This window comes from Nocardia sp. CA-084685 (assembly GCF_050955785.1).
GTDB lineage: Bacteria > Actinomycetota > Actinomycetes > Mycobacteriales > Mycobacteriaceae > Nocardia.
The window spans coordinates 7750442-7769387 of sequence record NZ_CP192094.1; the positions used below are offsets into that span (position 1 = coordinate 7750442).

An 18946-nucleotide genomic window follows, 5' to 3' on the forward strand; every position below is an offset into this window, starting at 1 on the left:
GCCCGCGACGACACTGTCGGGGCGTCCGCGGCCGGCAAGGCACGCGGAGGCGGATGAGCGGCGCCCGTCCCGGCGAACGCCCCTGCTCGTCTCGGAACCCGCAAGGTCGACGTCGACACCACTCGGCGCGAAGGAACAGTAGCAATCTTTTCATTAGTTTTTCAAATAGTTTCTATAAAGTTGTCTTTTCTCCCAAAAGACGCTTACCATGATGGTCACTATGCAAAGCCCTTCGGAGCTGTCGCGACATAAGCGCTTCGGCCGAATCATCAAGGAACGCCGGGACGAGCTCGGCCTCACCCAGATGCAGATCGGCGATCTGGGAGGGCCCTCCGCGCCGACGATCCGCAAAATCGAAGACGGCGATGCGAGCATCAGCACGCACACCCTGAACAAACTCGACGCGCCGCTGCGCTGGCTTCCCGGCAGTGCGGCACGCACCTATGCGGGCGGCGATCCGACCGCGCACGAGCTCGCCTCACACGCCTCGAGCACTGGCGAGTCGATCGTCTCCGGACCAGACTCGATCCGCTTCGAACTCTCCGATCTGACCGGACTGCTCGCCGCCGCCGGGCGGCTCAACGACGCGGTGGAGCGCGGCCGGACCACCGAACCCCATGTGATATCGGCCATTTCGGAACTCAACGGGGTTGTTTCCCGACTGTCCGCGCGCTATGCCACCGCGATGCTGGAACGCAACGGCGGACCCGGAAAATCCCTGCACCCGTTGGTCGCGATGGCATTCTCGCATCTGCTCGATGTGCCCGCCGAGTCCAGCGATCCCACCGATCTGGAGGAACGCCGCTATCGCCGCTGGCTGGCCGGACGTGCGGAGGATCTGGACGCAAGCACCGAGGGCCGCTTCCGCGCACGCTGGCTGGCGGCCAATCCCGGTGCGGCATCGATTCGAAACGGCAAGCAGTAGAGGCATACAGATGACTGACGATGCGACGAACCGAGCGCCACTGACGCTCAGCCACAAGGTGAATCGACTATTCGCGACCGTGCACCCGCGGTCGGAGCCCGAGCGTACGACGGCCGCGGTGGCCGAACAGATCGGCGCGCAATTGGGCCGCACCGTCCCGCAGGAGCAGCTCGACCGGCTGCGGCGCGGCGAATTCGATTCCGCGCCGGTGGGATCCGAACTGCTCACCGCCATCGCACAGTGCTTCGGCGTGCGCGCCGACTACCTGACCACCACGGGCTCGGCGGCGGCCGCGATCGATCGGGAACTCGAATTGCTGGCCACCATGCGCGATGCCAATGTCGCAAGCATCGCGCTGCGCGGATCCGATATTGATCTCGCCACGCTGACCGCACTCATCCACCGCACGGATCAACCGGTCGAGCGACCGTAGGCTGGGCAGTTTCCGAACACTCGGTAGCATCGTCGGTTGCATAGGGCGGGACCGCAGCGCTGTAGGAGATTGCCGACGAATGCCCGGTATGGAAAGCCGGTTCCGGGAAGTAGCCCGGGACGTACCAATACCGTCCCCCTGGAATCTGACCGCATACCTCGATGCCGTCGCCGACCATCGCGGTCGCCCCATCACCTTGCAACCCGTCGATACCGCGCTGCTCACGGGCGCCGGCTGCGGTACCGGCAGCGGTCTGTGGATTGCCAAGCGCGACAGCGACATCGTCGTCTACGGCGCCGACACCACCGAATGGCATGCCGAGCACATCATCGTCCACGAGTTGGGTCATATGCTGCTCGGCCACGGACCGGGATCGGCGACCGAAACCCCCGCGCCACAGCCGATATCGGCCCTCGCGGAACTGCTCCCCTCGATCTCCGCGGAGTCCATCGCCTACGTGCTCGGGCGCAGCGATTACACAACCGCCCGCGAGCGCGATGCCGAAACCTTCGCCGACCTGGTCATGCTTCAGGCCATGCGCCCGCAGCGCCGAGATTCCTTGCTGCACAGAACCTTTTTTCGTGAACGGCTCCCCCGCTTCCCCGGACCTCATGCCGGAGATTGACTGCCGCGGACCGGGCGAAGCCCGGCCAAGGGATGGACGTACCCGATGAGTTACCCATGCGCTGGGGAAATCTGTTGTTACGCCGAGCAGGCAGATAATGCGACTCTCCGGGCATCCAACTCGCGCGCTGAATACCCGGAGAACAACGGTGGCGACTGACTACGCGAGCCGAATCAGGCCGTAGTCGAATGCATGGCGACGGTAGACGACCGACGGCCGGTCGGTCTCTTTGTCTTGGAAGAGGAAGAAGTCGTGCCCCACGAGCTCCATCTGGTAGAGGGCGTCGTCGACCGACATCGGTGTCGCGGAATGGACCTTGGTTCGGACGATATGGCCGGGGCCGGCCGCGTAATCCGGAGCCTCCGTTTCGGGCCGACTCCGTTCGGCCTCGGGATGCTCGTGCGCGGTGGCGCCCTCAGCCTGGGCGAACAGTGATTCATCGATCAGATCGGCGGTCGCCTCGGCCACCGAGACCGGGGTCTTGTCCCCGTAGTGGACGCGGCGGCGATCCTTGGTTCGACGCAGTCGGCTCTCCAGCTTCGCGGTCACCGATTCCAGGGCAGCGTAGAAGCTGTCGGCACATGCCTCCGCCCGGACGACCGGGCCCTTGCCGCGTGCGGTGATCTCGACGCGTTGGCAAGCCTTACGCTGACGACGGTTGCGTTCGTGGAACAACTCCACATCGAAGATGAATATCGACGGATCGAAGCGTTCGACACGGGAGAGTTTCTCCGCGACGTAAATTCGGAAATGGTCAGGAACCTCCACATTGCGGCCCTTCACCACGACATCGCCGCGGGGCGCGCGAGGTCGGTCCGCTGTGGGTTGCTCTGTCGCATCCAGGGTGCTGTCATCCAGCACCGAGGCCTGTGTTTCTTTCACAGCGAGGGCGTCTTTCACTGAAGGTCGTGAAGAAGTCGTCACGCGTACCTCCCGGATATGGCCGCACAGACCAGCGTGCGTGCGGCGGGATGAGCCGTGCCGATTGACAATCTCTCGGCACTTGATGTCCGAGGCGCCACCTCCAAACTCCCGGTTCGGGTGTGTGATCGCGACGCTAGTACGTCAACGGGCGGTCCGCCACTGTTCACGCAAATTTCCCGGAGTCAAGCCGAACACGTCACCAGCACGGCGCGTACCGGCACCCCGATCCGGTCGAGCGCGCGTACCGATTCGCGGGCCGTGGCACCTGTCGTGAGCACATCATCGACCAGTACAACCTCGGCATTCGCCGCGATTTCCGACCCGGTTCCCGAACCGGGTCGAGCCACTATCCGACCGCGCAGATTGTGTTGCCGCTCACCGACTGTCAAGCCCACCGAATCGCGCACACCCCACCACACACGCAACATCGGTATCACCCGGCTATCGGGCAGCCACCGCGCCGCCGCCCGCGCCGCGCGCGCCACCGGATCCCCGCCGCGGCGACGTGCGGCCACCCGTCGACTCGGCGCCGGGATCAATATCAGCGGCCGCTGGTCATCGCGCAACCGCGCCAGACCGTCGGCAAGTGCCAGCCCCAACGGCTCGGCCAGATCGCGACGTCCGTGCTCCTTGCCCGCGAGCAACGCCCGCCGCGCCGGACCCGCATACCTCCCGAGCGCCCAGCACGGCACACCTGGATCGGTGCGCGGCCGTACCCGCATCGGCGGCCGCATCAAGGTCGCGGCACAGTCCGCACACCAGCCAACCCCGACCGCACCGCATCCGGCACAGGCCGTGGCCAGGATCAGATCCAACAGGGTTCGCATCGCCCGAGTCTGCGCCCTCCCACCGACAGATACGCGAATGCCGGTGTCGCGGTATCCGTTTCGGTGCCACGATCAGCCGGGAAGCACCGGGACCGAGTTGTCGCCGTTGAGACCGGGCACCTCGCGCCAGAACCGGTCGGAGGTCTGCTCGCTGTACTGCAGTTGGAGCACAGCACGCGAGTCGCCGACGTACTCGGTCTCCGGCGAGGCACTGACCACCCGGACCGGCGCGGTCAGATTCTGGCTGGTCTGCGGTGCGAACTGCGATCCGTCGATGGAGACGGTCGAGAGCGGATCGACATTGCCCTCCCTGGCAATGACGATGGTGTCCGCGGCCAGCCAGCTCAACGAAACCGCGCGGGTGCTGAGGCTGAGCGCGAGCGGCAGTGGCGAGGTGAGTGCGTACTTGCCATCCGGGCGTCGTTCGACCACCGCGACATAGACCTTGCCGTCGGCGATGAGCGCCGCACGCACGCCGGTGCGCGAGACCCGCAACTCGGTAATCGGAAGCCGCAGCGTCGATCCCTGTACCGAGGCCATCAGTGCCGAGATGTCCACATCCTGCACCGAGACGTTTCCGGTTGCGCGATCGTTGACCGCGCGGATGACTCGTTCGCCATCGATGACGGCCCAGGCGGCGGTGCCGTCGGCATTCCAGGACGGTCGGCTGATGGTGGAACCCGCGGCGACCGGGAAGGCGTTGCCGCCGTAGCTGCCGATCATCAGTGTGCGTGGCGGCTCCGGTGGCGGCCGTCCGGCGTCGGCGACCGCGGCGACCAATTGACCGTCCGGGGAGAGCGCGACCGACTGCAGATTGTTCACCGCGCCGAAGTAGCCGGGCGGGGTGATCATTCCGCTGTCGGTGACCTGCACCAGCGAGCCGTTGCGCAGCGCGTGCAGTCCGATCTGGTTGCGCGCGTAGACAGCTGGACTCAGCTGTTCGACATCGGCGACCGACCAGCCGTTGGCGGCGAAGCGGTCGTCGAACGGTTTGCCATCGGCGAGCAGCATGTACGGGCCGAGGATATCCGCGCCCGCGAGCGTGAGCACCACCTGTCCGGCCAGCAGCTCCTTGTCACGCGGGGACAATCCGGAAACACCGGCGAAATCGATCCGCACCCCGCCGAGCCCGACGCCGACGTCGTTGTCGTCGTTGTTCGGTTTGGTTATCGGACCGCGCAGCGTCACCGGTGGTGCGAGCTCATTGCGCACGACCGGGGCGAGCGCGGGCTGGGTGCCCTCGCCCAGCAGCCCGAGCAGACGCTGGGCGAGCTGGTTCTTGGCCACCGAGATCCAACGCAGATCCGGGACAACGGTGGTACCGGTCGGGTCGACGAAGTACAGGACGTAGCGGCGATAGGACTTGGCGAAGGCGGTCTGCTCCATCACCACGCCGTCGGGTAGCTCGTCGATGCGCCATTCGCCGTCGATCTTGGTCATTTCGATCTTGTTTTCCAGCGGCGCGTCGATGGCTCGATAGGCGCCGTCGGCGGCCAGTTCGCCGACCTTGTGCGCCCGGATCACATAGGTCGCCTTATCCCCCGAGCGGGATTCGCGCAGGGTATCGGCCTTGTCCACGATCAGGGTGCCCGCCGCATCGTCCCACCGCGACGACGCGTACGGCGTCATGTACTGACGTGCGGCCACATGCCGGTTGGTCGGATCCGCCGTGGCCTGCAGGAAATCGCGCAACAGCAGGTCCGGATCGCGACCGCCGATGGGCGCCGGCGGGCCTTCGGAGGTGGGCTGGCGGTTGATGGTGCCGAGCGCCTGCGGTGCGGAGGATTCCGGCAGGCTCGCGCATCCGGAGAGTACCAGCAGTGCGGCCACGGCGGCCGCACCCAGCGCGGACAGCCGCAGCGTTTTGCGCATCGGATACCAGCTACGCATCCTCATGACTGTACGTCCCCGCCGTCACCCGGCACGCTGTGCCCGGTCTGCTTCGGTTCGGTGGATTCGGTTGGCTCGGGCTCCGGTCCCGTGCCATTGGTCGGTACGGATTCGATCGGCCCGCCCCCGTTCACATCCGCCGAGTCGGTGTCCGTCGAATCCGGCGCGACCGCATCGGTTTCACTCGGGGCCGATTCGCCACCGTTGGTCTCGACGCGGATCATCGACAGGTCCGTGACCGTCGCTTCGGTCGTCTCGTCGGTGCCCGGATCCCCAGCCGGGTCCGGATCGACCCGCGGCGCCGGCAATGCCTTGCGCAGCCCCGGTTCCAGCGGCAGCGGGCTAGCACCCATCTTCTTGCCGCGCACCAGCGGCAGGGTGAGTCGGAAGCTGGCGCCGATACCGATCTCGCCCCACGCCTCGAGTTTGCCCTCGTGCAGATTGGCGTCCTCGACGCTGATCGACAGACCGAGTCCGGTGCCGCCGGAGCGCCGCATCCGCGACGGATCCGAGCGCCAGAACCGGTTGAAAACCAATTTCTCCTCGCCGGGCCGCAGGCCGACACCCTGATCGCGCACAATGACCGCGACCGCATTGGCCTCGGCATCGCCGCGCATCCGGATCAGTACGGGCTTGCCCTCGCTGTGGTCGATCGCATTGGCCAGCAAATTGCGCAGCACCCGCTCCACCCGGCGCGGATCGACCTCGGCGACCAGCGGGTCATCGGGCATATCGATGACCACTTCGACACCGGATTCCTTGGCCAGATGTCGCACGGTGGAGATCGCCGCCCGCGCACACATCCGCACGTCGAGCGATTCGATCTGTAGTTCGGCCACACCGGCGTCGTGGCGGCTGATCTCGAGCAGATCGTTGAGCAGACCTTCGAAGCGGTCGAGTTCGGTGACCAGCAATTCGGAGCTGCGGGCCAGTGCCGGATCGAGATCGTCGCTGCTGCCGTGGATGAGATCCGCGGCCATGCGGACGGTTGTCAGTGGGGTGCGCAGCTCGTGGCTGACATCGGAGGTGAAGCGGCGCTGCAGATTTCCGAACTCAGCCAACTCGTTGATCTGGTTGGACAGACTTTCGGCCATCTCGTTGAATGCCTGGGCCAGCCGCGCCATATCGTCCTCGCCGCGCACCAGCATGCGTTCCTTGAGCCTGCCGTCGGCGAAGCGTCCCGCGATCCGCGCGGCCGAGCGAATCGGCAGCACCACCTGTCGGGTGACCAATGCGGTGATCGCGGCCAGTAACACCAGCAGCACGACGCCGCCGATCAACATGGTGCCGCGCATCAGCGACAGGCTGCGCTCCTCATTGGCCAGCGGGAAGATCAGGTAGATCTGTAGCGTCGGAATCTCCGCGCTCGGGCTGCCGATGATCAGTGCCCGGCCGTGGTAGCCATCCGGATCCGCGACCGTGGCGAACTGGTAGCTGACCTGATTGCGCGCGACGAAGCGGCGCAGTTCCTCGGGCACCTCCTGGACCGGCCCGGTCGAGATCGGCTGCTGTGGAGTACCGCCGACAACGCTCAGCGCCGAATCGAAACTGCCTGCGACACCGGTGGATTGACCCGTACTGCCGCGATTGGACAGCGCATTGCGGGCATCGATCAGACGCTGCTGCTGGGTGCCGATGTCGTGCACACCGGCCAGCTGGCTCTCCACCGTATTGCGGGCCCGATCCATCTCCTCGACCGCGCCGTTGATCTTCGCGTCGATCAACCGATCGGTGATCTGACTGGTCAGCACCACGCCGAGGATCGTGATGACGATCAGCGACAGGGTGAGTGTGGACACGATGACGCGCAACTGCAGCGAACGCCGCCAAACATGGCCGAGGGCGCTGCCGACCTCTTTGAGCCAAGCGACCACCGGTGCGAGGGATCGTTCGAGACGCTGCACGAGACCGGGCGAGGCGGTCGAACGATCCGCATCGCCTCCGATCACGGGGGTCCGGCCTTGTAACCCACACCGCGAACGGTCAGCACGATCTCCGGATTCTCGGGATCCTTCTCGACCTTCGCGCGCAACCGCTGCACGTGCACGTTCACCAGTCGGGTGTCGGCTGCGTGCCGGTAGCCCCAGACCTGCTCGAGCAGCACTTCACGGGTGAAGACCTGACGCGGTTTGCGGGCCAGGGCGACGAGCAGATCGAACTCCAGCGGTGTCAGCGAGATCTGCGCACCGCCGCGGGTCACCTTGTGCGCGGGCACATCGATGACGATATCGGCGATGGAAAGCAGCTCGGCAGGTTCTTCCTCGGTGCGCCGCAGGCGGGCACGCACGCGGGCGACGAGTTCCTTCGGCTTGAAGGGTTTGACGATGTAATCGTCGGCACCGGACTCCAGACCGAGCACGACGTCGACCGTATCGGTCTTCGCCGTGAGCATCACGATCGGAACTCCGGAGTCGGCCCGCAGCACCCGGCATACGTCGATACCGTTCATGCCCGGCAGCATCAGGTCGAGCAGTACCAGATCGGGACGAATCTCCCGAACCGCCGCCAGCGCCTGCGTGCCGTCGCCGACCACATGCGGGTCGAACCCTTCCCCGCGCAAGACGATCGTCAGCATCTCAGCGAGTGCCATATCGTCGTCGACGACCAGAATCTTCGGCTTCATAAGTACTATGTTGTCATCTCTCGCGCTCGGAACGGGCCGCCACGCCAACACTGGTGCAATCCCGCCGCACATCCAACCTTATCCGGCAACAATTTCGACCAAACGCCTAGCGAGCGTCGTCGGATCGTCACCGGATCGGTATCTCGACCACGGCCCGTACCAGTCTCGTTCGGCCAGCTCACGGTACACCTCGCCGGTGCGCCGCTGGAGTCCGCCGTCGCGCTCGTAGGCATCGAGGGCACGACTGTCGTCGAGTTCGCCACGCAGGCGGGCACGCTCGGCCGCGACCTCGGTCGGCACGTCCAGCAACAGTTGCAGGTTCGGCACCGGCAACTCGAACCGACCGAACTCCAATTCGCCCACCCAGCGCACGATTTCGCCGTCGGCCGACTGATGGAGGCGCGCAGCCGAATACGCGGCATTGGAGGCCACATAGCGGTCCAGGATCACGATGTCGTTGTCGGCCAGCAACTTCGACAGGTCATCGCGGGCCGCGGCCCGATCGAGCGCGAACATCAGCGCCATGCCGTGTACCGAATCGGCGAGATCGCCATGGGCGCCGCGCAATGCCTCGGCCGCGAGATCCGCGTGGATGGACTGGTCATAGCGCGGAAACGCAAGTGTTTGCGCGCGCAGACCTCGTCCGCGCAGATTCGCGACAACGCTGTCGATCAGCGTCCGCTTCCCTGCGCCGTCGAGACCCTCGACCGCGATCAACACGACTCCTCCGCCTCCCCGCGCCTTTTGCCGGTCGTCGGTGCCTCGACAGTCACGTCGCGGGCCAGCGGTCCGGATCCGAGTGAGTTCTTGGTGTACCCATGGACTGACCGAAATCAGTTGTTACCTGGGCCCGTCGGCCCACTTCGGGCCGACGGGTAACCCTACTAGTAGCGGTAGTGGTCGGGCTTGTACGGGCCCTCGACGTCGACGCCGATGTACTCGGCCTGGTCCTTGGTGAGCTTGGTCAGCGTGCCGCCGAGCGCCTCGACATGGATGCGCGCGACCTTCTCGTCCAGATGCTTGGGCAGACGGTAGACCTCGTTGTCGTACTCCTCGGGCTTGGTCCACAGTTCGATCTGCGCGATCACCTGATTGGAGAAGCTGTTCGACATCACGAACGACGGATGTCCGGTCGCATTGCCGAGGTTCAGCAGTCGGCCCTCCGACAGCACGATGATGGACTTGCCGGACTCCTTGAACGTCCACAGGTCGACCTGCGGCTTGATATTCAATTTCGTTGCGCCGGAACGCTCCAGCGCCGCCATATCGATTTCGTTGTCGAAATGACCGATATTGCCGAGGATGGCCTGATCCTTCATCGCCTTCATATGGTCGAGGGTGATGATGTCCTTATTGCCGGTCGAGGTGATGACGATATCGGCCTGACCGATCGCCTGCTCCACGGTGACGACGTCGTAGCCGTCCATCAGCGCCTGCAGTGCATTGATCGGATCGATCTCGGTGACCTGGACCCGGGCGCCCTGTCCCGCAAGCGATTCCGCGCAGCCCTTGCCGACGTCACCGTAACCGCAGATCAATACCTTCTTGCCACCGATCAAAACGTCGGTGCCCCGGTTGATTCCATCGATGAGCGAGTGACGGGTGCCGTACTTGTTGTCGAACTTGGACTTGGTGACCGAGTCGTTGACATTGATCGCCGGGAACACCAACTCCCCCGCCGCCGCGAACTGGTAGAGCCGCAGCACGCCGGTGGTGGTCTCCTCCGTGACGCCCTGCACCGACGCGGCGATCTTGCCCCACTTGGTCTTATCGGTCTCGAAGCGCTCGCGCAACAGGTTCAGGAAGACCTTGTATTCGGTCGAGTGGTCCTCGTCCTCCGGCGGCACCAGGCCGGCCTTCTCGAACTGCGCGCCGCGCAGCACGAGCATGGTGGCATCACCGCCGTCGTCGAGGATCATATTGGCCGGCTCGCCCGGCCAGGTCAGCATCTGTTCGGCGGCCCACCAGTACTCCTCCAGGGTCTCGCCCTTCCAGGCGAAGACCGGGGTGCCCTTGGGCTCGTCCACGGTGCCGTGCGGTCCGACAACGACCGCGGCCGCGGCATGGTCCTGGGTGGAGAAGATGTTGCAGGAGGCCCAGCGGACCTCGGCGCCCAGCGCGGTCAGCGTCTCGATCAGCACGGCGGTCTGGATGGTCATGTGCAGCGAACCGGAGATGCGCGCACCCTTGAGCGGCAGCACCTCCGCGTATTCGCGGCGCAGGGCCATCAGGCCGGGCATCTCGTGCTCGGCGAGGCGGATCTCCTTGCGGCCGAATTCGGCCAGCGACAGGTCCGCCACCTTGTAATCGATGCCGTTGCGGACATCGGCGGTCAGGGACGTGCGTGCGGGAAGTTCTGAGGTCGTCATCTGCCTCTATCAGCCTCTCCTGATTCGTCAGTACCGGGTCAAGGCTAACCGCTGAACGCACCGACGGACTACGCGGTCACGCCGTAGGACATCAGGATCCGACGGCGCTTACGCGGCTGGATATTCGCGAGGGTGATGTCGCCGCCGTAATGGGCCAGTACGCGGTGATCCATGATGTGTCGCCACAGCGGCGGAATGGCCGCGAACGCGATCATGGACAGGTATCCGGCGGGCAGTTGCGGCGCCTGCATCGAACTGCGCAGGGTCTGGTACCGACGGCCCGGATTCGCGTGATGATCGCTGTGGCGCTGTAGATGGAACAGGAAGATGTTGGTGACCAGATGGTCGCTGTTCCAGCTATCGCGTGGCGAGCAGCGCACATACATGCCATTGGGTCGGCGGGCCCGCAGCAGCCCATAATGCTCGATGTAGTTCACCGTCTCCAGCAGCATGACGCCGATCACCGCCTGCAGCGCCAGATACGGCAGTACGCGCCAGCCGAAGATCGCGATCAGTGTGCCGAACAGCACCACGCTCATCGCCCATGCCTGCAGAATATGGTTGTCCAAGGTGAACCAGCCTTTGCCCTTGCGGGTAAGGCGCTCGCGTTCGAGCCGGATGGCGGAGCGGTATCCGCCGGAAATGCTGCGCGGCAAGAACTCCCAGAGTGATTCGCCCATCCTGGCGCTGGCCGGATCCTCCGGTGTCGCCACGCGTGCGTGATGGCCGCGATTGTGCTCGACGAAGAAGTGTCCGTATCCGGATTGCGCCAGCGAAATCTTGGCCAACCAGCGCTCCAGATGTTCGACCCGATGCCCGAGTTCATGCGCGGCGTTGATGCCGATACCGCTGACGAACCCGAGAGTCATTGCCAGCCCGAGCTTATCGACCACGGCCAGCTCGTCGCCCGCCCACATGACGGCGGCGATGACCAGGCCGATCAACTGAACCGGCAGGAAAAGATAGGTGCACCACCGGTAGTACCGATCATTGGACAGCAACTCGTAATCCTCGTCGCGAGGATTGGTGCCGTCCACGCCGACCACCCAGTCCAGCACCGGGATAACGATCAACACGATGATCGGCCCGATCCACCAGAAGACCGGGGTGCCGGTATGCAGGACCAGCTGCGACGGCAACAGCGCGATCGCAGGCGCGATAAGCCCGAGAACCCACAGATGGCGTTTGGGGTCGGGCGACCCCGCCGGTTTGCCAACCGTTTGCACGTTTGCCCCGCTAAATAAGTTCCATGAACTCCGACGCATGAGAATACATACAGACCTTACGTCCGTTACACAGCAGCACGGCGTCGAAAGTTGTCAACCGTTACATGCGTAGCAGTCGGTTCTCTAGCGCCTTCATATGTAGCCATGATCAGGGCATACTCACCGCAAACAGTCAATTTCCCAGTGGTGGAATCAGTGCCGCTCGCGGGCGGCCAGGATCGCCTCGACATACGGGCTGAAAACGGCACTCAATTCGGCGGGCGCATTGCGACCTTCCGCGGGCGGCGTCGGGATGTAACTCAGCGCGATCCGCACCAGAGCTTGTGCCAGCACATCGGATTCGGCAGCCGTCGCCTGTACCCAGCTGTGCTGGAACGCGATGGACAGCCGTGCGGTCGCGTGTTCGACCAACGGCTCGGCCTCGAGGGTGATGAGCCGCAACAGATCCAGTTTCACCTCACCGGCGATCAGCGATTGGACCAGCGGGTCGGCGGCGGCCGCCTGGAAGAAGTCGCGCAGTCCCTCTTCGAACGCGGCACGCGCGTCGCCGATATTGCCATCGATCGCGGAGCCGACATGATCCACCAGATCGTCGGCCAGGCGTAACGCATAGGACTGCGCGAGCCCGGCGCGCGAACCGAATTCGTTGTAGAGGGTCTGTCTGCTGACACCGGCGCGGGTGGCCACATCACCGAGGGTGATCTTGGACCAATCCCGCTCCGTCAGCAGCTCGCGCATCGAATCCAGGACGGAGGTGCGCAGAAGTTCCCGCGCCGCCTCCTGATAGGAAACTCTGGGTCCGTTGCGCGGCATACCCGCGAGGTTGTCACGGGTGGTTGCCGCAGTCAAAATTCACGACCGTTCGATCTCGACCATATAGAAGTCGGCCTTGGCGGCGCCGCAGTCCGGGCAGGTCCAGTCGTCCGGGATGTCATCCCAGCGGGTGCCGGGCTCGATTCCGTCTTCCGGCCAACCCTTTGCCTCGTCGTATTCGAAGCCGCACTGGATGCATTGGAACAGCTTGTATTCACTCATTTGGGAACCCCCATCGGTTCGAAGTCGATCTTCTCGCGCACACCGCAGTCCGGACAGCACCAGTCGTCGGGTATCTTTTCCCACGTCGTGCCCGCCGGAAACCCTTCGTGCGGTGCGCCTTTCAGCTCGTCGTAGACGTAATCGCAAACCGGACAACGAAATCTGCTCATGATCACGCCTCCGACCAGGCCGTACCGTAGCGCGCGATCACCTTGTCCCGCTTGGCCGGATGGATATTCGCGCGGGTGATATCGCCGCCGTAGTGCGCGAGCACCCGCTTGTCCATTACGCGCCGCCACAGCGGAGGGAAGTAGGCGAGCAGGATCATGCTGGCGTAGCCGCTCGGCAGGTTCGGCGCACCGTCCCAACTGCGCAACGTCTGGTAACGCCGGGTCGGGTAGGCGTGGTGATCACTGTGCCGCTGCAGGTGGTACAGGAAGATATTGGTGACGATGTGGTCGCTGTTCCAGCTGTGCACCGGGGCGGGACGCTCGTATCGGCCGGATGCGGTGCGCTGGCGAACCAGACCGTAGTGCTCGAGGTAGTTGACCGCCTCCAGCAGACTGAATCCGACGATGGCCTGCAGGATCAGATACGGCAGCAGCCCGATTCCGAATACCGCGACCAGGACCGCGAACAGCGCCACCGACATCAGCCAGGCACTGAGCACCTCATTGCGTAGACTCCACGACTTCTTGCCGAGCCGATCCAGCCGGGTCTTCTCCAGCCGCCACGACGAGATGAAGCTGCCCCATACCGTGCGCGGCCAGAACGCCCAGAACGATTCGCCCACCCGGGAACTCGCGGGATCCTCGGGCGTCGCGACGCGCACATGGTGGCCGCGGTTGTGCTCGATGTAGAAGTGGCCGTAGCAGGACTGGGCCAGGGCGATGCGCGAGAGCCAGCGCTCCACATCGACCTTCTTGTGGCCGAGTTCGTGCGCAGTATTGATGCCGATGCCGCCGATCATGCCGATGGTGATGGCCAGGCCGATCTTATCGATGATGTGCAGCCCGCCGTCGATGCCGAGCCAGCTCAGGTTGTCCGCCGTGATCAAGTAGCACCCCATGACCAGCGTCGCGTACTGGAACGGCAGGTAGAGGTAGGTGAGATAGCGGTAGTACCGGTCGTTCTCCAGGTACTCCATCACCTCGTCCGGCGGATTGTCGCCGTCCGGGCCGAAGAAGATATCGGCCAGCGGAATCACCACGTAGACCAGCACCGGGCCCAGCCAGAACGGGACCTGAGCCAGCCGGTGCCAGCCGAATTCGTTGAATGCCCAGACCAGTGGAAGGCCGATGGTGAAAAGCCCGGTCGGCGCGAACAACCCCCACAGCCACAGGTATCGCTTGCGGTCGCGCCAATCGGTCGCCGCCGCCTGGCGGCCTGGTGCATGGGTTCCCGTGGACATCGTTGTCTCCTCATCCAAGCGGCACATCACATGTGATGCGCAGTACCACTTACTTGGACATTAGAGATCAACTTGTCTTCTGTCTAGACAAATTTATGCTTTTGTAAACTCTGGCCGAAACGGCAAATCGGACGCGGCGAGCCTGATACGACGATCGCCGCGTCATCCCATCGAATACGGGATGACGCGGCGATCGAGCTGTTGAGATTCAGCGAAGCAAGACGTCGGCGTTGTCGGGCAGTGCGTCGATCGGCCACCAGCGCAAGTCGGTGGATTCGTGGCTGCGGACCGGAACCGCACCGGGCGGCGCGACGATGCGGAACAGCAGGTCCAGGTGCCGGGTCGGGATGCCGAGGGAACACGTGATCGGATGGGCCTGCGCGCCATAGAGTTCGGTATCCATGCGCAGGCCCGTCATCCCGGACTCCTCGGTCGCCTCGCGCAGTGCCGCATCGGCCACCGTCTCGTCACCCTCCTCGCAGTGCCCGCCGAGCTGGATCCAGCGGCCGACCCGCGGATGTAGCGTCAGCAGCACTTCACGCTCGTCATGGGAGAAGACGACGGCCGAGGCCGTGATATGACCGGGTGCGTGCTCGCGCAGACACCCGCGCGGTGCGGATCCAAGGAAGGCGAGCATCGCCTCGCGCAGCGAGGCATCGATACCCGTCGGCTTCCACGCCTCGAGCAACCGCGTTGCCGAGAGGTGCAGCGAACTGGCGCTCACGACTGCACCCCGTCAGCGCTCGGCTCCGTCGCACGCGCGGACGCACTGTGTTCACGGTTCACTCGCTGACACTCACTCGCGACTGCGCCCCGCCAGCGCTCGGCTCCGTCGTACCCGGCGACGCACCGTGTTCACGGTTCACTCGCTCGCACACGCTCACAGCTCGACCAGGCCGGGGCCGGGCCCGAAGACGGGGCGGGGGGTGAGTTCTTCCAGGGGGTGGCCGATCGCGATGGCGCCCAAGGGGTTCCAGTCATCGGCGAGGCCGAGAACTTCGCGGGTGATGTCCGGGGCGAAGATGGTCGACCCGATCCAGCAGCTGCCGATGCCCTCGGTGGCCAACGCGACGAGCAGGCCCTGTACCGCCGCACCCACCGCGACGGTGAACATGGTGCGTTCATTGCCGCGCCGCCGCTCATCCGGATAGTCGTGTGCGCCGTCGGGCACGCAGAACGGGATGATCACCTCGGGTGCGTCGTGCAGGATGCGGCCGCGGGCGATTCGGCGTTGCACCCGCTCCGGGTCGAGACCATCCGCGGTGAGATCGGCTCGCCACTTCTCGGCCATGGCCTCCAACAGTTGCGCGCGCAGGCCGGGCCTACGAACCCAGACGAACCGCACCGGGCGGGTGTGATGCGGCGCGGGCGCGGTCAGCGCCTTCGCGACCGCGGTGCGGATCCGTTCGGGATCGACTGGGGTTTCGGCGAATTGACGAATCGAGCGGCGCAGCAGCAGCGCCTCGGAACGCCCCTGTTCGATCGCTTCGGCGGTACCGAGCCAGAAAAGGTCATCCGTGCCGCCCCTCAGCAGATCCGCGGCGCAGGACCCGTCGTCGATGACGGGTAGCCCGCGTACCACCGCGACCGGCACGCCGCCGAGCTTGCCCTTCACCAGATCCGCGGCCGCGGCCAATTCATCGGCCACCGCCACCTGGGTGACATGCAGTTCATTGCCCTGTCCGTCGACCGCGCCCGCATAGTCGTGCAATACCCGCAATCCGGCGGCGCCGATGGCGGTATCGGTCTGACCGTTGCGCCAAGCACGACCCATGGTGTCGGTGATGAGCACCGCGACATCCACCCCGAGCCGCTCGGACACCGCGGTGCGCAACGCCTTCGCACTCCCGTCCGGATCCGATGGCAGCAAAACGAGCTCACCCTGCTCGACATTGGAGCCGTCCACCCCGGAGGCGGCCTGCACGATCCCGAGCTTGTTCTCGGTGATCAGCGTGCGGCCCCTGCGCGCGAGCACGCGCACCGCCTCCTGCTCCACCAGCGCGCGGCGCGCGGTATCGCGTTCCTCTGGATCCAGCGGCGCCTCGACGATGCGGCCCTCGACTTTGGCCACGATCTTGCTCGTGACGACGAGAATGTCGCCGTCGACCAACCAGGGGGCGGCGGCGGCGATGCGTTCGGCGAGATCGTCGCCGGGCCGAAACTCGGGCAGACCGGTGATCGGCAGAATCCGCAATTCGCCCGCCGCGTGATCGGCGGGTCCGGTCAATGGCGCTTGCGTAGTCATGGTTTCACCCCGGCCAAGTCGATCGCCTCCCGCACCATCTCGGCGGTGGTCGGCGGATCGGTCATCAATAGCGGCACACTGCGCACTTCGACACCGGGCACATCCGCGGTATCGGTGCTATGGATCAGCCATCCGTCCAGAATGCCGGTGGCCGAGCGCGCGCCGTAGTGCCGTCCGATCGCCTCGGCGCTGGTTTCCACGCCGATCACCGAAAGGCATTCATCGGCCATACCGCGCAATGGCTTCCCGTCGATCACGCCGGAGATGCCGATCACCTTGGCCTCGGTGGTGCGCAGTGCCCCGCGAATGCCGGGCACGGCGAGGATGGCGCCGATGCTCACCACGGGGTTGGAGGGGGCCAATAGCACCGCGTCCGCCTCGGCTATGATCTGCGTCACATTTGGCGCCGGTTTGGCTTCATCGGCCCCAATTGTGGCGAATCCGTGCGTCTGGATGTCCGCGCGGTAGCGAACCCACCACTCTTGGAAATGGATCGCGCGGCGTTCGCCAGGGTTGTCGGAGTCACTGACAACGACATGTGTTTCGCAGCGATCGTCGGTAGCCGGGATGAGTTTTACGCCCGGCTGCCACCGATTGCACAACGCCTCGGTGACCGCGGAGAGGGGGTACCCGGCACGCAGCATTTCGGTTCGAACCAAGTGCGTGGCAATATCGCGATCCCCCAAACCGAACCAATCGGGTTGGGCATGGTATTTGGCGAGTTCTTCCTTGGCGTACCAGGTTTCCGCGACCCGACCCCAACCGCGTTCGGTGTCGATCCCACCGCCGAGGGTGTACATGCAGGTATCGAGGTCGGGGCAGATCCGGAGGCCGTGCATCCAGACGTCGTCACCGACATTGACGATGGCGGAAACGTCCGCATCGGGCAGGAGTTCCCGGACGCCTTGAAGGAAGCGCGCGCCACCGACCCCGCCCACCAGGACGGCGATCTTGGGCCCACTTGCGGGTGCGGTGTCCGCTTGTTGTGGAGTCACATCGACACAGCCTATGCGCTGTCGGAGCGGCCGCGGTTCACCGTGTATTTGCTGCTCATTTGCTATTCCATGTTCAAGATCAGCTACGGAAAGCGGTAGCGGATAGTAACGGAATTGCGACGGCGGCTTGACCATCGACACGTCCGGCGTGTCTAATCACAGTCATGTCATTTCGGGTTCGCGCGAGAGTTCAAGGCGCGGACAGCTTTTCGAACAAGTGTTCGCACCGGGGTGGCAAGCTCGGGGATGTCCGCGGGACAACGTCGCGGGGTACGGCCGTCGGTGTGCGTGTTGGTCCGACGGAAAGAATCATTCTGCGCTAACACACAGTGAGGAGGCGGAGCGATGGCCAATGAGCTGGTCCCTTCGGGCATGACCCCTTCGGGCATGCCGGGCGGCGTATCGCAAACCGATTCCACAGCAGGCGCAGCACGTGGCGTCTGCGCAGAGATCGGTCGGATCGAACCGGACCGGATCGGGCCTGAGATGACCGACGGAGTGACAGCCCCCCGGCTCAGCTTGGTCGTGACGGGCTTCGACGAGATGTTCGAATCGATCGAGGAGCAGTGGCAGGAACGTGCCCTGTGCGCACAGACCGATCCGGAGGCGTTCTTCCCCGAGAAGGGCGGCTCGACCCGTGAGGCCAAACGGATCTGCATGGGCTGCGAGGTACGTGACGAGTGCCTGGAGTACGCACTCGCACACGATGAACGCTTCGGTATCTGGGGCGGCCTCTCCGAACGAGAGCGGCGCCGCCTGAAGCGCGGCATCGGCTAGAGACTTGGGGCATGCCCCGGAGTTACCGCGGGTAACTCCGGGGGCACGCCCAGAAGTCGAACCGCACCCGACCCTCGGCCGCCGACGCGGCGCACGCGGACCCGATGGGGCGCCGAAGGTCAGGGGAGGCGGATTAGCCTAAGTTTTAGTCATGGCCCGTTCACGTAATCGTCGTCCACCGACCGCACGATCGGTGATCCGTCGTGGGCGCGGGGTGCGCGGGCCGATGCTCCCACCGACGGTGCCGGCATGGCGAACCAGGGGCCAGCAGTTCGACCGACTGGTCCTGGAGGCGTTCGCGCCGCTGGACACCCGGTGGCACGATCGACTCACCAAACTCGATATCGCGGTTGACGATGTGCCGAAAATCCGTCCGCTGCACCCGGATTCGGTTACCTGGCCGGATGAGGTGGTGGCCGATGGACCGGTGCCGCTTTCCCGGCTCATTCCGGCCGGAGTGGACCGGCACGGCGTGGCCACCCGCGCCCGAGTTGTGTTGTTCCGCAAGCCACTCGAACTGCGCGCGGGCGATCCGGACGATCTGGTCGATCTACTGCGTGAAGTCCTCGTGCAACAGATCGCGACCTATCTCGGCGTCGATCCGGACATCATCGATCCCGAAGGCGCGTGACGAACACACC

At 65.0% G+C, this 18946-nt stretch carries 20 protein-coding genes; 5 read left to right on the plus strand and 15 right to left on the minus strand.

Annotated elements, in window-relative coordinates; translation table 11 throughout:
• Positions 1-220 precede the first annotated feature (220 nt).
• The 3 genes from ACQP2U_RS34545 to ACQP2U_RS34555 all read left to right on the plus strand — a co-directional run bounded on the left by ACQP2U_RS34545 (position 221) and on the right by ACQP2U_RS34555 (position 1983).
• Positions 221-925 (plus strand): helix-turn-helix domain-containing protein, encoded by a 705-nt coding sequence (locus ACQP2U_RS34545; protein WP_433711340.1) that lies wholly within the window; start codon positions 221-223, stop codon positions 923-925.
• Positions 926-935: 10 nt separating this feature from the next.
• The gene (locus ACQP2U_RS34550) at positions 936-1358 is read left to right on the plus strand and encodes a hypothetical protein (RefSeq protein WP_433711341.1); all 423 of its coding nucleotides are present in this window, start codon (positions 936-938) and stop codon (positions 1356-1358) included.
• 79 nt (positions 1359-1437) lie between these two features.
• Complete coding sequence (locus tag ACQP2U_RS34555; RefSeq protein WP_433711342.1) at positions 1438-1983, plus strand: hypothetical protein; 546 nt, start codon at positions 1438-1440, stop codon at positions 1981-1983.
• 159 nt (positions 1984-2142) lie between these two features.
• Here ACQP2U_RS34555 and hpf read toward each other — a convergent pair whose 3' ends face one another.
• From hpf to cofD, 15 genes are all read right to left on the minus strand, one after another.
• Positions 2143-2844, minus strand: a complete 702-nt coding sequence (hpf, locus tag ACQP2U_RS34560; protein WP_433716671.1) for a ribosome hibernation-promoting factor, HPF/YfiA family — start codon at positions 2842-2844, stop codon at positions 2143-2145.
• 245 nt (positions 2845-3089) lie between these two features.
• Positions 3090-3734 (minus strand): ComF family protein, encoded by a 645-nt coding sequence (locus ACQP2U_RS34565; RefSeq protein WP_433711343.1) that lies wholly within the window; start codon positions 3732-3734, stop codon positions 3090-3092.
• 72 nt (positions 3735-3806) lie between these two features.
• Entirely contained in the window at positions 3807-5624 is a 1818-nt protein-coding gene (gene lpqB / locus ACQP2U_RS34570) for an MtrAB system accessory lipoprotein LpqB (protein ID WP_433711344.1), read from the minus strand.
• Between the two features lie 2 nt (positions 5625-5626).
• Positions 5627-7498 (minus strand): MtrAB system histidine kinase MtrB, encoded by a 1872-nt coding sequence (gene mtrB, locus ACQP2U_RS34575; RefSeq protein WP_433716672.1) that lies wholly within the window; start codon positions 7496-7498, stop codon positions 5627-5629.
• A gap of 71 nt (positions 7499-7569) precedes the next feature.
• On the minus strand, positions 7570-8247 hold the full coding sequence (mtrA, locus tag ACQP2U_RS34580) for an MtrAB system response regulator MtrA (RefSeq protein ID WP_062984230.1): 678 nt from the start codon (positions 8245-8247) through the stop codon (positions 7570-7572).
• 78 nt (positions 8248-8325) lie between these two features.
• Positions 8326-8967, minus strand: a complete 642-nt coding sequence (locus tag ACQP2U_RS34585; protein ID WP_433711345.1) for a dTMP kinase — start codon at positions 8965-8967, stop codon at positions 8326-8328.
• 164 nt (positions 8968-9131) lie between these two features.
• Positions 9132-10616, minus strand: a complete 1485-nt coding sequence (gene ahcY, locus ACQP2U_RS34590) for an adenosylhomocysteinase (RefSeq protein WP_397036158.1) — start codon at positions 10614-10616, stop codon at positions 9132-9134.
• 68 nt (positions 10617-10684) lie between these two features.
• Positions 10685-11755, minus strand: a complete 1071-nt coding sequence (locus tag ACQP2U_RS34595; protein WP_433711346.1) for an alkane 1-monooxygenase — start codon at positions 11753-11755, stop codon at positions 10685-10687.
• 279 nt (positions 11756-12034) lie between these two features.
• Positions 12035-12655, minus strand: a complete 621-nt coding sequence (locus tag ACQP2U_RS34600) for a TetR/AcrR family transcriptional regulator (protein WP_433716673.1) — start codon at positions 12653-12655, stop codon at positions 12035-12037.
• 39 nt (positions 12656-12694) lie between these two features.
• Positions 12695-12877 (minus strand): rubredoxin, encoded by a 183-nt coding sequence (locus ACQP2U_RS34605; protein WP_062984220.1) that lies wholly within the window; start codon positions 12875-12877, stop codon positions 12695-12697.
• Positions 12874-13047, minus strand: coding sequence for a rubredoxin (locus ACQP2U_RS34610; RefSeq protein ID WP_397036154.1), 174 nt, complete (start codon positions 13045-13047; stop codon positions 12874-12876). Before ACQP2U_RS34610 ends, ACQP2U_RS34605 begins: the two co-directional genes overlap by 4 nt.
• A 2-nt stretch (positions 13048-13049) precedes the next feature.
• On the minus strand, positions 13050-14288 hold the full coding sequence (locus ACQP2U_RS34615) for an alkane 1-monooxygenase (RefSeq protein WP_433711347.1): 1239 nt from the start codon (positions 14286-14288) through the stop codon (positions 13050-13052).
• A gap of 208 nt (positions 14289-14496) precedes the next feature.
• Positions 14497-15012 carry an NUDIX hydrolase gene (locus ACQP2U_RS34620; protein ID WP_433711348.1) on the minus strand — a complete coding sequence of 172 codons (516 nt, stop codon included), beginning with the start codon at positions 15010-15012 and terminating at the stop codon, positions 14497-14499.
• 156 nt (positions 15013-15168) lie between these two features.
• Complete coding sequence (locus ACQP2U_RS34625) at positions 15169-16533, minus strand: coenzyme F420-0:L-glutamate ligase (protein ID WP_433711349.1); 1365 nt, start codon at positions 16531-16533, stop codon at positions 15169-15171.
• Positions 16530-17528: a 2-phospho-L-lactate transferase gene (cofD, locus tag ACQP2U_RS34630; RefSeq protein WP_433711350.1), complete on the minus strand. Its 999-nt coding sequence runs from the start codon at positions 17526-17528 to the stop codon at positions 16530-16532. The genes ACQP2U_RS34625 and cofD overlap by 4 nt, the downstream gene beginning before the upstream one ends.
• 543 nt (positions 17529-18071) lie before the next feature.
• Here cofD and ACQP2U_RS34635 point away from each other — a divergent pair.
• Together ACQP2U_RS34635 and ACQP2U_RS34640 are read left to right on the plus strand one after the other, a co-directional pair.
• Positions 18072-18305: a WhiB family transcriptional regulator gene (locus tag ACQP2U_RS34635; protein WP_029901515.1), complete on the plus strand. Its 234-nt coding sequence runs from the start codon at positions 18072-18074 to the stop codon at positions 18303-18305.
• A 151-nt stretch (positions 18306-18456) separates the two neighbouring features.
• Complete coding sequence (locus ACQP2U_RS34640; protein WP_169338101.1) at positions 18457-18936, plus strand: metallopeptidase family protein; 480 nt, start codon at positions 18457-18459, stop codon at positions 18934-18936.
• The last annotated feature ends 10 nt before the right edge of the window (positions 18937-18946 follow it).

What these genes read in the sequence shown, in the direction of transcription:
- ACQP2U_RS34545 (WP_433711340.1), top strand. Translation starts at nt 221, where the DNA reads ATGCAAAGCCCTTCGGAGCTGTCGCGACATAAGCGCTTCGGCCGAATC.
- ahcY (WP_397036158.1), bottom strand. Translation starts at nt 10,616, where the DNA reads ATGACGACCTCAGAACTTCCCGCACGCACGTCCCTGACCGCCGATGTC.
- ACQP2U_RS34550 (WP_433711341.1), top strand. Translation starts at nt 936, where the DNA reads ATGACTGACGATGCGACGAACCGAGCGCCACTGACGCTCAGCCACAAG.
- ACQP2U_RS34605 (WP_062984220.1), bottom strand. Translation starts at nt 12,877, where the DNA reads ATGAGTGAATACAAGCTGTTCCAATGCATCCAGTGCGGCTTCGAATAC.
- ACQP2U_RS34610 (WP_397036154.1), bottom strand. Translation starts at nt 13,047, where the DNA reads ATGAGCAGATTTCGTTGTCCGGTTTGCGATTACGTCTACGACGAGCTG.
- ACQP2U_RS34635 (WP_029901515.1), top strand. Translation starts at nt 18,072, where the DNA reads ATGTTCGAATCGATCGAGGAGCAGTGGCAGGAACGTGCCCTGTGCGCA.
- ACQP2U_RS34565 (WP_433711343.1), bottom strand. Translation starts at nt 3,734, where the DNA reads ATGCGAACCCTGTTGGATCTGATCCTGGCCACGGCCTGTGCCGGATGC.
- ACQP2U_RS34615 (WP_433711347.1), bottom strand. Translation starts at nt 14,288, where the DNA reads ATGTCCACGGGAACCCATGCACCAGGCCGCCAGGCGGCGGCGACCGAT.
- ACQP2U_RS34625 (WP_433711349.1), bottom strand. Translation starts at nt 16,533, where the DNA reads ATGACTACGCAAGCGCCATTGACCGGACCCGCCGATCACGCGGCGGGC.
- ACQP2U_RS34640 (WP_169338101.1), top strand. Translation starts at nt 18,457, where the DNA reads ATGGCCCGTTCACGTAATCGTCGTCCACCGACCGCACGATCGGTGATC.
- mtrA (WP_062984230.1), bottom strand. Translation starts at nt 8,247, where the DNA reads ATGAAGCCGAAGATTCTGGTCGTCGACGACGATATGGCACTCGCTGAG.
- ACQP2U_RS34600 (WP_433716673.1), bottom strand. Translation starts at nt 12,655, where the DNA reads ATGCCGCGCAACGGACCCAGAGTTTCCTATCAGGAGGCGGCGCGGGAA.
- ACQP2U_RS34555 (WP_433711342.1), top strand. Translation starts at nt 1,438, where the DNA reads ATGCCCGGTATGGAAAGCCGGTTCCGGGAAGTAGCCCGGGACGTACCA.
- lpqB (WP_433711344.1), bottom strand. Translation starts at nt 5,624, where the DNA reads ATGCGTAGCTGGTATCCGATGCGCAAAACGCTGCGGCTGTCCGCGCTG.